11 protein-coding genes are annotated in these 13,410 nt (G+C 62.9%); 4 read left to right on the top strand and 7 right to left on the bottom strand.

Features of this window, described 5'->3' with window-relative positions; translation table 11 throughout:
* From AB3X99_RS15105 to AB3X99_RS15090, 4 genes are all read right to left on the bottom strand, one after another.
* Nucleotides 1-1,512, bottom strand: a complete 1,512-nt coding sequence (locus AB3X99_RS15105) for an efflux transporter outer membrane subunit (RefSeq protein WP_368617379.1) — start codon at nt 1,510-1,512, stop codon at nt 1-3.
* A complete protein-coding gene (locus tag AB3X99_RS15100; protein ID WP_368617378.1) occupies nt 1,469-4,657 on the bottom strand; it encodes a multidrug efflux RND transporter permease subunit in 3,189 nt (1,062 codons plus the stop codon). Before AB3X99_RS15100 ends, AB3X99_RS15105 begins: the two co-directional genes overlap by 44 nt.
* Nucleotides 4,658-4,669: 12 nt before the next feature.
* Nucleotides 4,670-5,830, bottom strand: coding sequence for an efflux RND transporter periplasmic adaptor subunit (locus tag AB3X99_RS15095; protein ID WP_368617377.1), 1,161 nt, complete (start codon nt 5,828-5,830; stop codon nt 4,670-4,672).
* A gap of 295 nt (nt 5,831-6,125) precedes the next feature.
* Nucleotides 6,126-6,257, bottom strand: coding sequence for a hypothetical protein (locus AB3X99_RS15090; RefSeq protein WP_256094503.1), 132 nt, complete (start codon nt 6,255-6,257; stop codon nt 6,126-6,128).
* Nucleotides 6,258-6,281: 24 nt separating this feature from the next.
* On the opposite strand from AB3X99_RS15090, the gene AB3X99_RS15085 reads away from it, so the two are divergent.
* Nucleotides 6,282-6,611, top strand: a complete 330-nt coding sequence (locus AB3X99_RS15085) for an RcnB family protein (protein WP_069262335.1) — start codon at nt 6,282-6,284, stop codon at nt 6,609-6,611.
* An 85-nt stretch (nt 6,612-6,696) separates the two neighbouring features.
* On the opposite strand, the gene AB3X99_RS15080 is transcribed toward AB3X99_RS15085, so the two are convergent.
* Nucleotides 6,697-7,077, bottom strand: coding sequence for an SHOCT domain-containing protein (locus tag AB3X99_RS15080; protein ID WP_069262336.1), 381 nt, complete (start codon nt 7,075-7,077; stop codon nt 6,697-6,699).
* 131 nt (nt 7,078-7,208) lie between these two features.
* Complete coding sequence (locus AB3X99_RS15075) at nt 7,209-7,727, bottom strand: DUF308 domain-containing protein (protein WP_254318469.1); 519 nt, start codon at nt 7,725-7,727, stop codon at nt 7,209-7,211.
* A gap of 156 nt (nt 7,728-7,883) precedes the next feature.
* On the opposite strand from AB3X99_RS15075, the gene AB3X99_RS15070 reads away from it, so the two are divergent.
* Nucleotides 7,884-9,695: a beta-galactosidase gene (locus AB3X99_RS15070; protein ID WP_368617376.1), complete on the top strand. Its 1,812-nt coding sequence runs from the start codon at nt 7,884-7,886 to the stop codon at nt 9,693-9,695.
* On the opposite strand, the gene AB3X99_RS15065 is transcribed toward AB3X99_RS15070, so the two are convergent.
* Nucleotides 9,692-11,614: an enterotoxin gene (locus tag AB3X99_RS15065; protein WP_368617375.1), complete on the bottom strand. Its 1,923-nt coding sequence runs from the start codon at nt 11,612-11,614 to the stop codon at nt 9,692-9,694. The genes AB3X99_RS15070 and AB3X99_RS15065 overlap by 4 nt on opposite strands.
* A gap of 297 nt (nt 11,615-11,911) precedes the next feature.
* Here AB3X99_RS15065 and AB3X99_RS15060 point away from each other — a divergent pair, with 297 nt between their 5' ends.
* Together AB3X99_RS15060 and AB3X99_RS15055 are read left to right on the top strand one after the other, a co-directional pair.
* Nucleotides 11,912-12,208 (top strand): hypothetical protein, encoded by a 297-nt coding sequence (locus AB3X99_RS15060; RefSeq protein WP_069262339.1) that lies wholly within the window; start codon nt 11,912-11,914, stop codon nt 12,206-12,208.
* Between the two features lie 375 nt (nt 12,209-12,583).
* A complete protein-coding gene (locus tag AB3X99_RS15055) occupies nt 12,584-13,360 on the top strand; it encodes an ABC transporter substrate-binding protein (RefSeq protein ID WP_342948306.1) in 777 nt (258 codons plus the stop codon).
* Nucleotides 13,361-13,410 lie beyond the last annotated feature (50 nt).

The following is a 13,410-nucleotide window of genomic DNA, read 5'->3' as shown; positions in this document are numbered from 1 at the left end:
CTACGGGGTGACGACACTACCGGAAGCGGCGCCTGCGTGCTCGGCCGGGCGCGCGTCCTGCCCGCCTCCCAGCGCCACATAGAGCGAAGCGCCGTTTTGCAGCGCCGCAGCGCGTAGCTGGATCAGTTGCTGTTGCGCCGCGAACAGGCTGCGCTTCGCATCGACCACTTCCAGGTAGATGGAAATGCCGTTCTCGTAGCGCAGTTCCGCGGCCTCCGCCAGGCGCGACTCGGAGGCCACCGCGCGCTCCTGTGCCGCGATTTGCTCCTGTAGGCGCTGGCGCGCGATCAGCGCGTCGGAGACTTCGCGGAACGCCACCTGAACGGCTTTCTGGTAGTTCGCCACGAGTTCGGTCTGACGCGCTTCGGACAGACGCACTTGCGCGCTGCGGCGCCCCGCGTCGAAGATCGGCAGCGCGACGAACCCGGAGATGAGCCATGCCTGCTTGCCGGGCACGAACAGGTCGCTCAACTCGGGAGACACATAGCCGAAATTGCCCGTGAGCGAAACACGCGGAAAATAGTCCGCACGCGCGGCGCCGATATCGGCGTCGGCGGCTCGCAGCGACTGCTCGGCCGCGCGAATATCGGGGCGCAGCGCCAGCAGCGAAGAAGGCAGGCCCGCGTCGAGCGTGCCGAACTGGTCCGCGTCGGCCAGCGCGTGGCGTTGCGTCATGTCCGCGGCATCCGGCAAGGGACCGCCGATCAGGACCGCCAACTGATCGCGCTGCTGGCCTGTCGTTCTTTGCAGCTCGGCAAGCTGCGTCTGTGCCTGCGTAACGAGAATGCGCGCCTGCTCGTAGTCCACGAGCGAGGTCGCGCCCGCTTCGAGGCGCAGCCGCGCGACCTCCAGCGCATACTGGCGCGTTTGCAGCGTGTGCTGCGCGAGGTCGATGCCCTCGTTGCCAGAAAGGATCGCGTAGTACGTCGCGGCCACATTGCTGATGAGCGAGAGGCGAAACGCTTCGTTCGCCTCCACCGTCGCCAGATAGTTTCGCCGCGCCGACTCGCTCTGGTTGGCCACGCGCCCCCAGAAGTCGAGTTCGAACGACGTGACGGCCACCTGCACGCTGTACTGGTTCACGTGAATCGACGTGTTGTTGTTGGGCAGCTCGGGCTCGATGGAGTTGAGCGGGGTTTTGGTGCGGGTTGCGTCCGCGCCCACGGCCACTTGTGGAAACTGCGCGGAGCGCTGCACGCGATAAAGCGCCTGAGCCTGCCCGATGCGCGCAACCGATGCCGCCAGATCGCGATTATGCGCAAGCGCCATGGCGATCAGCTGCCTGAGCGCCGGGTCGCGAAAGAAGGTCTCCCACGTCAGCTCTGAAGCGAGCCGCTCGCCGCCCGGCGCGGCGATATCCGCACTCTCATAGCTTTGCGCAACCGGCAAATCGGGCTGCTGGTAGCGAGGCGCGAAGTTGCACGACGCGAGCGTCAGGCACGCGGTGATCGCCGTCCACCTGGCAGTCTTAAGCATCGTGCGCTCCCGCGGGCCGCGCGTCTTCTTCGTCATCGTCGCGCGTCCGTTTGCGGCTCAACCATCGGCGCGCCACCACATAGAACACGGGCGTGAAGAAGATACCGAACAGCGTGGCCGTGAGCATGCTGCCCATGATGCCCGTGCCCACCGCCTGCCTGCCCGCCGCGCCCGCGCCCGTGGCGAGCACGAGCGGCAGCATGCCGAGCACGAAGGTCACGCTCGTCATCAGGATCGGCCGCAGGCGCTGACGCGCACCGTTCACCGCTGCGCTCACCGTATCGCTGCCACCGGCCTCCTCCTTGATCGCGAACTCCACGATCAGAATGGCGTTTTTCGCCGCGAGCCCGATGATGGTCACGAGACCGATATTGAAGTAGATGTCTGCGGAAAAACGCCGCGCCATGGTGAAGAGAACCGCGCCCAGCACGCCCAGCGGAATGATGAGCAGCACGGCAACGGGAATCGCCCAGCTCTCGTAGAGCGCGGCGAGCAGCAGGAACACCACGACGAGGGAAAGCAGCAGCAGCGCACCGATCTGCCCGGCCGCCTGCTGTTCCTCGAACGCCGTGCCGGTCCATTCGTAGGTCAGGCTGCCGGTAAGCACGTGGTCAGCAATGCGCTCCATCTCCGCGAGTGCCGCGCCGCTCGAACGGCCCGGCGCCGCCTGCCCGGAGATCGTGGCCGAGGGAAAGCCGTTGTAGCGTTCGACCTGCTGCGGTCCCGCGCTCCAGTGCACGCTCGTGAACGCCGAGAACGGCACCAACTCCCCCACGTTGTTGCGCAGCCGCAGCGCGCCGATATCCTCGGGCCTCATGCGCTGGTCGGCGTCGGCTTGCATGAGCACGCGCAGCACGTTCCCCTCGTAGACGAAATCGTTCACGTAGTTCGAACCGAATGCGAGCGCGAGCGCGCTGTTCACCTGACCGATCTGCAGCCCCAGCGCGCGCGCCTTCACGCGGTCGATATCAACATAGAGCTGTGGCGCGGGCGGCAAACCGTCGGGACGCACGCCCACCAGCAAGGGACTGCGCGCGGCCTCCGCCAGCATGCGCGCGCTCGCCTGCTGCAGCGCCGCGCCGCCCACGCCGCTGCGGTCGAGTATCTTCATCGTGAAGCCGCTCGCATTGCCGAGCGCGGGAATGGCCGGCGGATCGAGCGCGAAGACGAGCGCTTGAGGAATATTGCGCAACGCCGCGTTCGCGCGCGCCACCAGCGCCCCCGCAGAATTGGCCGCGCCCGGCCGCTCCGACCACGGCTTCAGGTCGACGAACGACATTGCCGCCGACTGTCCCTGGCCGAAGAAGCTGAATCCCGTGACGGATGCGATATTGCGCACCTGCGGCTGCTGCCTGAGAAAGGCCTCGACCTGATCGACGACCTGTTGCGTGCGCTGCGCCGTCGCGCCCGGCGCCGCCGTGTACGCGACGAAAATGTGCCCTTGGTCCTCGCCCGGAATGAAGCCGCGCGGCAACTGGGTGAAGAAGAAACCGGTCGCCGCGCACACCACGACGAAGACGAGGAGCCAACGCACCGGCTTGCGCAGCATGGCCTGCACGGCCAGCACGTAGCGCTCGGTGGCGTTTTCCATGCCGCGATTGAAGGCATCGAACACGCGCTGTTGCGTGCGGGCCGGCCAGTGTGTGGCGCCGGGCTTGCCTGTGCCGTCACTGGTCTTCGTCCGGCTGCCCAGCAGCGTTGCCGACATGGCCACGCCCAGCGTCAGCGCGAGCAGGGTCGACAGAAAGATCGAAACGGTGAGCGTGACCGAGAACTGGCGATAGATCGCGCCCGTCGAGCCCGGAAAAAACGCCATGGGAACGAACACCGCAATGAGCACGAGTGTGCTCGCAATGGCGGCGCCCGCAATCTGCCCGACGGCCTTGACGGTCGCGCGCCGCGAACCGAGTCCCTCTTCCTGGATCACGCGCTCGACGCTTTCCACCACCACGATCGCGTCGTCGTTGAGAATACCGATCGCCACGACCATGGCGAACAGCGAAAGCAGATTGATGGAGAGTCCGAACAAATAAATACCGACACACGTGCCGATCAGCGCGATCGGCACGACCAGCGTGGGGATGAGCGTCGCGCGCCATTTCTGCAGGAAGAGGAACACGATGACCGTCACGAGCAGCAACGCCTCGACCATCGTGCGCAGCACGCCGCTCAGCGAGGTCGTGATGAACGGCGTCGTGTCGAACGGCACGACCCATGCCACGCCCTTCGGGAAAGTCGGCTGCAATTGCGTGAGGCGCTGCCGGACGGCGCTCGCCACGGCCAGCGCGTTCGCTCCGCTCGCAAGCTGGATGGCGATCCCGGCGGACTCCCTGCCGTTCACGCGAAAGCGAAAGCCATAGCTGTCGTTGCCCAGCTCCACGCGTGCGACGTCGCCCACACGCACCGTCGAGCCATCCGGGTTCGAGCGCACGATGACCTCGCGGAACTGCTCGGGCGTAGAAAAGCGGCCGCGCATGACGATCTGCGCATTGAGTTCGGCGCCCGGCGCAATGGGCTGGTCGCCGAGGCTGCCGCCCGCAGTCTGGCTGTTCTGCTCCTGGATGGCCGTCATCACTTCGATTGCCGAAATCCCGAAGCTGCTCAGTTTTTCCGGATCGATCCATATCCGCATGGCATACGACGAACCGAACAGCTGTGCATCGCCGACGCCGGGAATGCGGCGTAATTCGTTGACGATGTTATTGGCCGCAAAGTTGCCCAGCTCGACAGCCGGGATCGAACCATCGGCGGACTGCAGCGCAATGAGCATCAGAAAGCCGGACGACGCCTTCGTGACGCTCACGCCCACCTGCCTCACCTCCAGCGGCAGGCGGGGCTCCACGCGGCTCAGGCGGTCCTGGACCTGCGAGAGCGCGACGTCGAGATTCGTGCCGGGCCTGAGCGTGACGGTGATCTGCGCCGTGCCGTTCGAGCGGCTCTGCGACGACATGTAGAGGAAATTCTCGACGCCGTTCATCTCGTCTTCGATGATCGACGTCACCGTGCGGTCCAGCGTGTTCGCGTCGGCACCGCTATAGACCGCCGATATCGTGAGCGAGGGCGGCGCGACGTCGGGGTACTGCTCGACCGGCAGCAGCATGAGCGCGAGGGCGCCGAAGAGCGTGACGAAGAGCGCAACGACCCACGCGAAGACTGGCCGGTAGACGAAGAATCGGTTCATGAGGCGCGCCGCTCAGGAGTGGGCCGGCGCGGTGAAGGGTTGGGCGTCCACGCGCTGCCCCGGCTGCACCCTTTGCCAGCCGTCGACGATGACGCGCTCACCCGGCTCCAGCCCATCCTTCACGACCCATTGCCCCGCTTCCTGCGGGCCGAGCACGACATTGCGGCGCACGACGGTGCCGTCGTCGGCGACGAGCGAGAGGTTCGCACCGTTGCTGTCGAACTGCACGGCGCGCGCGGGGACGACGAGGCCGTTCGGTATCGTCCCGATCACGACGCGCCCGCGCACGAACTGCCCCGGCAACAAGATGCGCGATGCATTGCTGAAGCGCGCGCGCAGCACCTGCGTCCCGGTGGAAGGATCGACGACGAGATCGGTGAAGTCGAGCACGCCCGGCTCGCCATAGTCGTCGCCGTTCCCGAGCGTGAGCCACACTTGCGCGCGGGCGGCCGGCGCCGCGAGCGTGCCTGACGCGATCTGTTTGCGTACTTCCAGCAACGAAATATTCGACTGCGTAAAAACGGCATTCACCGGCGTTAGCTGGTTGACCTGCGTGAGCAAGGTTGCGCCCGCAGCACTGACCAGCGCGCCTTCGGTGACGAGCGCGCGCCCCACACGGCCCGCTATCGGCGCGCGAACCGTGCATCGATCGAGGCGAAGCTGCGCGAGCGTCACCGCGGCGCGTGCATCCGCAACATTCGCGTCGGCCTGCTGCAGTGCGGCCGTCGCGGCCTCGAACTCCTGGGCGCTCACGACCTGGCGTGCCACCAGCGGCTTGAAGCGCGCCACCTCCGAGGCCGCATTGCCCTGCACGGCCCGGGCCCGGTTGAGCGCGGCCTGGGCCTGCTGCAATGCAGCCTCGTAGTCGCGCGAATCGATCAGAAAGAGCGGCGCCCCGGCGCGCACGTCGGTGCCCTCCTCGAAGAGCCGCCGCTCGACGATCCCGTCCACGCGTGCGCGCACTTCCGCCGAACGGATCGCTTCGATCCGCCCCGGCAGTTCGATCTCGCGGGGAATCGTTTGCGCCGCAACCGTTACGACGAGCACGCTCGGCGGCGGTGGCGCCGCGCCGCTCTGAGCTTGCCTGTCGCGGCAACCGTTGCCCGCCAGCAGCAACATTGCCGCAATGCCGATCAGCCACGGTCTGCAGCGTCTGGGTTCGCAGTTTGGCACGCGAGGCTCCACCGAAAAATAGAGACGGTACGCGCGCGCCCCGAATGGCTCATTGCGCCGTACCCGACCGGATCATTGCGATGTTCACTCAAACTGCAAATCAGAGCCCCCGATGTGCGCAATTCGCGAATGCTCAAGCGCGCGAAAAACGCATAATGTTTCGATCGTTATCTAACAAGCAGCGCTTTCATGCATTCACAGGAATTACGCAAAACCGCCGCAAAATCAACCACTCGTAAATTACTTGAAGTCGGAATTCCGTTTACTACTATGGATAGACGCTTCACACCCTTATTCACACCGCTAGATTCGTTCGTTTTCCAGCCTTTGCCCATACGCTTTTAAGGGCACGTTCGCACAACTGGATATCACGGATTTCGGGATGTTCTATAACCGAAGAAGCCATAGTCATGGTGACGTCAATCATCTTCTTGCCTCCGGAGATCGAATCATGAAAAGCCAACTCGTCCTCTCAGTCATCGCTGCGCTCCTCCTCGGTGTTGCCTCTTCCGCAATGGCGCAAGACGCAGCATCGGGTGCAGACCAAAGCCAGGGGACAGGTCGCCAGCAGGTCATGCCGACCATGCCGCATCGCGACTGGCATGAGGGCCAACAGGTTCCCTCGAAGTATCGGCATTACAACTACCAGATGAAAGACTGGAAGTCGCATAACCTGGACGCACCGAAGCGCGGCCAGCAATGGCTTGGCGTGAACGGCGACTACGTGCTGGTGACGAGAAGCAACTGGAGGATCTCGAAGATCGTTTCGGGTACTGAATGACCGGATGACGCGACGGGCTACGTTGCCGTAGCCCGTGCTTGCTGCATGATTCAGGCATGGACGGTTGCCATGCCTGCTGCCCTTCTCATTCGACGAGCCGCGCGCGCAGGCGCTTGTACTCGTCGTCGGTAATCGAGCCTGTCGTTTTCAGCTTGTCGAGCTTCTCGATTTCGTCCGCGACACTGTAGCCCACTATGTGGCGCAGTTCTTCGCGCGCCTTCTGCGCCCGTTCCTGGTTGCGATGCGCCATGTCCCTGCCTTGCGTGAGGACATAGGCAAATATGCCGATATAGGGCAAAACAATCAGAAAGATCACCCAGACGATCTTCAGGAAGCCCGATATATCGGTTCGACGGAACAGGTCGCTCGTGATCGTGATGAACAGCCAGAACCACAGAATGAACATGAATATCGAAAACGTATCGATAATAAAGTTCGAAAACGTAAAGCCATTTGCGAAGATCATGAATCGCCTCCGTCGGTTTTGCGTGTGTAAAACGGCAACCGCACACTGACACGGGCATCGATGGCGATACCGTGTGCGCGCGAAACGTGATGCGCGGCCGTGACGCGGCCGCCGACTGCGCTTTCGTCAGGTCAGATCAGGTCGCGCCTGCGCTCCCGGCCGCCAAACGGCACCACGGCCATGGAAATGAGATCCAGCCCGAGGAACAATCCGAGCAAGGGCAACGGCACGCTCGGAAAATTGGCGGCCAGAAAAATGGCGAGCAGGAAAGACAGCGCTGCACTGACAATGCCGATGTTGTTGATCTTCACGTCCTGCCCGACGGAAGCAATGATCTTGAAGAAGCCGTCGAGCACGAAAAAGATCATCAGCATCACGGTAAGCCCGCGAGCCCGTGCGCTGTCATTGACCAGAATGAGAATGCCGATGAGTATGGGCACGATGACTGGCGGAATGCGCCTGATAGCGAGTTTCCAGTCCTTCGTCGTGAACAGATTCAAGGCATGCACGAAGCCGCAGAACAGCAGCATCCTTGCGATGAAAAGCGTTCCGATCAGGGACCTTGTCGAGAGTGACAAGACGATGCAGAAAATTCCCGCCGCGACGAGAAGCGTTGAACTGGCAATCGGAAAAATAGCACGCTTTTTCATATTCGAATGTAACTGCGTCAATACGGTTACATAGCTCGGCATATCTGACTTGCGCGTATTCTTGCCGAATTATAGGCTTAAGCGAAATTAAGCGTTCTACTATCAGCCGTCGAAGTATAGTGCGTGAGTGTGCAAATACAAGGGCGCGATTGCACCGTGAGCCTCGAACGCGGCCACACCTTCTCGTTCAGTCCCAACGGCGAGCACTTCCTGCTCGACGGCGAGCCCTTGCAGATTCGCAGCGGCGAGATGCATCCCGCGCGCATACCACGCGAGTACTGGCTGCATCGCATTCGCATGGCCAAAGCGATGGGCATGAACTGCATTGCGCTGTACATCATGTGGAACTACCACGAGACGCGCAGGGGCGTGTTCGACTTCAAAAGCGGCAACCGCGATCTCGAAGCCTTTATCCGTCTGTGTCAGCAAGAAGCGCTGTGGGTGCTGCTGCGTCCGGGCCCTTACGTTTGCGCCGAGTGGGACCTGGGAGGCCTTCCCGCTTACCTGCTGAGCGAACCGGACATCCAGCTTCGCACCGACTCCGCCAGCGATGCCCGTTACATGGCTGCGGTTGCGCGCTACATCGGCGAACTGGTTCCCCGCATCAAGCCGTTGATGATCGATGCAGGCGGGCCGATCCTGATGATCCAGATAGAGAATGAATTCGGTTCGTACGCAAGTAATCCCGCTTACCTCGAAGAACTGCGGCAGCTCTGGCTACGGGGCGGCGTAACGGGGCCCTTCTACACCGAGGACGGCCTCGCGCAACTCGAACGCAATCGCACGACGGTGACGGGTGGCGCCATTGCATTGAGCAACGGCAACGCGGCGCAAATCGCCACGGTGCGACGCGCGTTTCCTGCCGTTCCCGCGATGGCGGGCGAGGTCTACCCGGGCTGGCTGACGCATTGGGGCGAGCCTGAATTCGCGGGACTTCATTACGATCTTTCCGCCATCTTGAGTGCATTCATGCAGTCGCAATTGTCGTTCAACCTCTATGTCATTCACGGCGGCACGAGTTTTGGCTTTTATGCCGGCGCGAATATGGACGAGTCGGGCAACTATCAACCCGATATCACGAGCTACGACTATGGCGCGCCAATTAACGAGCAAGGGGCCGCCACCGCGAAATACCTGAAGTATCGCGACATCATCGCCCATTACCTGGCCGAGCCGTTGCCGGAGATCCCGGACGCCATACCCACGGTCGCGGGCCACACCCTGACGCCCACCCTCTATGCCTCGATCTGGGACAACCTCCCCGCGCCCTTGCCAAGTGTCGCTCCGTTGCCGTTCGAGCACTACGGCCAGCCATTCGGCTTCATGCTGTATCGAAAAACGTTGCGGTCGCAACCCGCTGACGCGCTGGATATCAGCGGCGTTCACGACTATGCAACGGTCTTCGTCGGCGAGCGCTACGCGGGCGGCGTCTCGCGTGCGTGGATTCCGCACGACTATTCACAGCGGCTACGCGTGACGCATCGCGCGCCGCTCGCATTGCCCGCCGCCGCGTCCGGCGCGTTGGAGATCCTGGTAGAGGCCATGGGCCGCGTCAACTTCGGGCCTGCAATCGTCGACCGCAAAGGCCTGCTGGAGCCCGTGAAAATGCAATACGCCGACGGGTCCGTTTCATCGCTCGAGGAATGGGAAGTCTTTTTGCTACCGATGGATGAGGCGTACGTCGCCGGGTTGGATGCACGCTGCACGAATCCGCTGAAACCCGGGCTCTTTTTCAAGGCGCGCCTGGTTCTCGATGAAATCGGCGACACCTGGCTCGATATGAGCCACTGGGCCAAGGGCGTGGTCTGGGTCAATGGGCACAATCTCGGACGCTACTGGAGTATCGGCCCGCAACAGCGCTTGTTTTGCCCCGCGCCGTGGCTCACGCAAGGCGAGAACGAGGTGCTGATCTTCGACCTGCACCAGATCGAAGCGAAGCCGGTGCATCTGGCGAATGCGTTGTATTAGCCCCCAGCAGTCGGCAGCAGTTCCAGCGTGAGCACTTCGAATGACGCGAGCTGGATTTCGCACGGCACGTCCGCGTCCAGTATTGCGGGAATGCTGCTCTTGCCTGCATGCCAGAGACTCCGCGCAAGAAATCGTCCTGCCGCCTCGGCCGGCAATTCCAGTTGATGCCGCAGCGCCAGTGCAAAGCGCTGCGCCTGATCGTGCGGATTGCGCAGTGTGACGAATGCCTTGTGCGGCGCCCACGCGGCCCAGCCGTAGATTGCCGCTTCGTCGGGCGCGCCGCCGATCCAGTGGCTGTCGCGCAATACATCGCTGTTCGCGCGCGCCCACCGGGCCGCTTGCGCGAGCACGTTCCAGTCGTCTTCGCCCAGCAGCGAAGGCGTGATGTATAGCTCCTGCAATTGCGTACCGCTCGCGAAGAAGGACCGCACCTCGTGCGCGAATGCGTCGCCTGCCGGCGCATTCAGGCGCGGATTGCACTGTGCCAGCACAATGCCGTGCAGCATCAGGGAATTGAGCGGAAAGAGCGGGCCGCGCAGCACGACGTTGCGGTACGTCTGCGCGTCGCGATACGTGATCCAGCGCTCGCGGTTCGTGCCGCTGCCCGCCTGACCGTCGTCACCGCCGCCCCGCCAGATCGCGTCGACGTAGCGCAGCCAGAACGGCGAGGGATGCGTGCCGGTCGAGAGATTGATGAAGGTTGCCGGTTTCGCCGCGCGAATGTCGCCGATGAGCTGGATTGCCGCGTCCCAGTCGCTATCGAAAAGGCTGCCTGGAAATACACGGTCCGCGTTGCCCGTGCCGTCGAACTTGAACTGGTTCACGCCGTCTGTCGCGAGCAGGCTCATCACGACTTCGTGAAAGCGCTCGTAATAGCGAGGCCCCGATAACGCAAAGCCATTGTCGATGACCTCATAGCCCGTGGCGCGGCCGTGCGTGACGCGTTCGTCCTTCGGCGCGCAATAGCCGCCCCAGGGAGACAGCCAAACGCCGGGCGCGCCGCCATAGCGCGCCGCCGCGTCGCGCAGCGGCGCAAAGCCATGAGGAAACGCCTGGCTGAAATGCCAGCCGCCGCCAAGGTCGTCCCAGCCATCGTCGAAAAGAAACGAATCGATCTGCACGCCGCGCGCGGTATGTAACTCGTGGCCGATTGCGTCGATACGCTCCAGCGCCTGCTCCTGCGTATAAGGCGTGAGATAACCGATATCCCACCAGCTGTTGTAGTGCAGAAACGGCTGATATGGGCGAGCGCGCTCCTGCTCGAGGTATGTGGAGAAATCACGCCGCAACTGTCCGTCGCGAGCCACGCCGGCCACGGCGGAGTAAGTCAGCGTCCGGTTCTTTTCCAGCGGCAACGCGCGATGCAGCGTAAAAGCGATGCTATCTGCCTCCACGTGGCTGGTTGCAAGCGGCAACTCGAAGCCCAGATAGAAGCTGCCCGCGACGACCGGCGTGCCCTTGCGTTCACTGCCGGTCTGCGCGGCGGCAGCGCGCGCCTGCAGCAATGAAACGACGCCAATGGCTTCGTCCAGGCGCAGGGCCGTCACGTTTAGCGTCATGCGCAGATATCGCGCGCCGTCGCGCTGCTCTACGCTCCATTGAATCGCGAGACGCCCCTGGGCGTCGCCCAGCGTGATGCTCACGCGCTGGCCCTCAACGCGTTCGGCCAGGCGCGATGCGTGCGGGTTGGCCGCGAGCGCGTCTTCCCGTACTGGTGCAAGCACCCGCAATCCGGCCAGACCGAGCGTGGTGCCATCTGCGAACGTCAGCGTGAACGGCGCGACGATCGGCAGCTCGCATGCTCTTGCGCAATCGACGAGCGAGAAGCGAGTGAGGTGTTCGTCCTCGAGTGTCCAGCGCAATGCAACGGCTTGATTCCCGAACGAGCAGACATCGCCCTGCGTCCGGAATTCAGGCATGGAGGCTTGCGTAGCAGTTCGATCGTCGGTGCACATGGGCAACCTGTCCCGGACGCGAGCAACCTCTATAGGGTAATGGCAAAGGCACAACCGTGTAATGGCCCCAAAGCGGCGGCCCCACACAACCGGACATTCAGATCCGCGCAACTACCTTATGAGAACCTTAAGCTCGCTATTTTTTCGCGCGGCCTTACCAGCGGTTACACGATTGACAAATCTGCGCATCCCGTCCGTAAGCCCAGCGACTAGAATCCGCTTCCATCGCAACCGCGTCCGTTGACTGGAATAGAGATCATCATGAATCGCCTGACGTTTTATCTTCTCGCAGGACTCGCAGGGACGTGTGTCAGCACAGCGGCATCCGCCCATGCCGATATCGGTGTTTATCTCGGCGTTCCCGGTCCGGTCTATGCCGCGCCCGAGCCGGTGTACGAGGCACCGCCGCCCGTCGTGTATGCGGCACCGCCCGCTGCGGTTTACGAACCGGCCCCGGCCTACGGCTACTACCGCTACGACCACGACGAAGGCGAACACCACTGGCACGACCACGGCCGTCATCGTGGCTGGGAACATCACCACGGCGACGACGATTGATCGGCGCGCCCGCCAGCTCTTGTTCGTTGCGCGCGCAACCTCATGCGCGCGCCTGCCTCTCCCTACGTGTGCAAAGTCCGTCGCTCCCTCCCTGCGACAGCAGTCCTGTTCGGCCATGCCAGGCTAGGCCCATCAAAGTTGTCTAGCCAATAAGCACTTACAACGCACGCTCCAATCCGCCTGCCGCCGTCCTTTCCCACGTGCACCGCGCACGTGTCAGCACGTTTACACCTTCCGCCAGCAAAAACCCTAGTTGTCTCAATATGTGAGAGCCGTTATCTTGTCTATACAACACGGCTGACGTGACAGCCCGCTGTTGACCATGCCGCCATCCGTCATGGCGGCGTCGAAAGATATATTGGAGACTCCACGTCAATGAAGAAGTTTGCCCTGTGCATTGCGATGCTCGCCGTCGCCACCTCGGTCTGTGCGAAGGACTGGACCACCGTCCGCTTTGGCGTGGACGCAAGTTATCCCCCGTTCGAATCGAAGAGCACGGACGGCAAGCTGGTCGGCTTCGACATCGACGTCGGCAACGAAATCTGCAAACGCATCAACGCGAAGTGCGTGTGGGTGGAAAGCGAATTCGACGGCATGATTCCGGCGCTCAAGGCGAAGAAGTTCGACGCCGTCCTCTCCTCGATGTCGATGACGCCGCAGCGCGAAGCGCAAATCGCGTTCTCCTCAAAAGTCTTCCACACGCCTAGCCGTCTCGTCGCGAAGAAGGGCTCGAGCCTCCAGCCCACGGCGGATTCGTTGAAGGGCAAGACGGTCGGCGTCGAACAGGGCACGACCCAGGAAGCCTACGCAAAAGCCAATTGGGCGCCGAACGGTGTGAAGATCGTGCCTTACCAGGATCAGGACCAGGTCTATGCGGACCTGCTCTCGGGCCGCCTCGACGCCGCGCTGCAAGACGCCGTGCAAGCCGACCTGAGCTTCCTGAAGACCCCGCGCGGCGCAGGCTTCGCGTTCACGAACGGCGAACTGAGCGATCCCAGCGGCATTCTCGGCAACGGCGCCGCCATCGGCCTGCGCAAGGACGACGCCGACCTGAAGGCAAAGATCGACAAGGCACTCGCGGACATGCTCAAGGACGGCACGTACAAGAAGATCGAATCGCGCTACTTCGCATTCGACGTGTACGGTTCCTGAGTCTGACCGGAGCACACGATTAGCGACGAAGGCGCGGGACACTCCCGCGC

It is taken from the genome of Paraburkholderia sp. BR10882 (assembly GCF_040948855.1).
Classification (GTDB): domain Bacteria; phylum Pseudomonadota; class Gammaproteobacteria; order Burkholderiales; family Burkholderiaceae; genus Paraburkholderia; species Paraburkholderia nodosa_A.
This window is presented reverse-complemented; position numbering and strand designations above follow the sequence as displayed.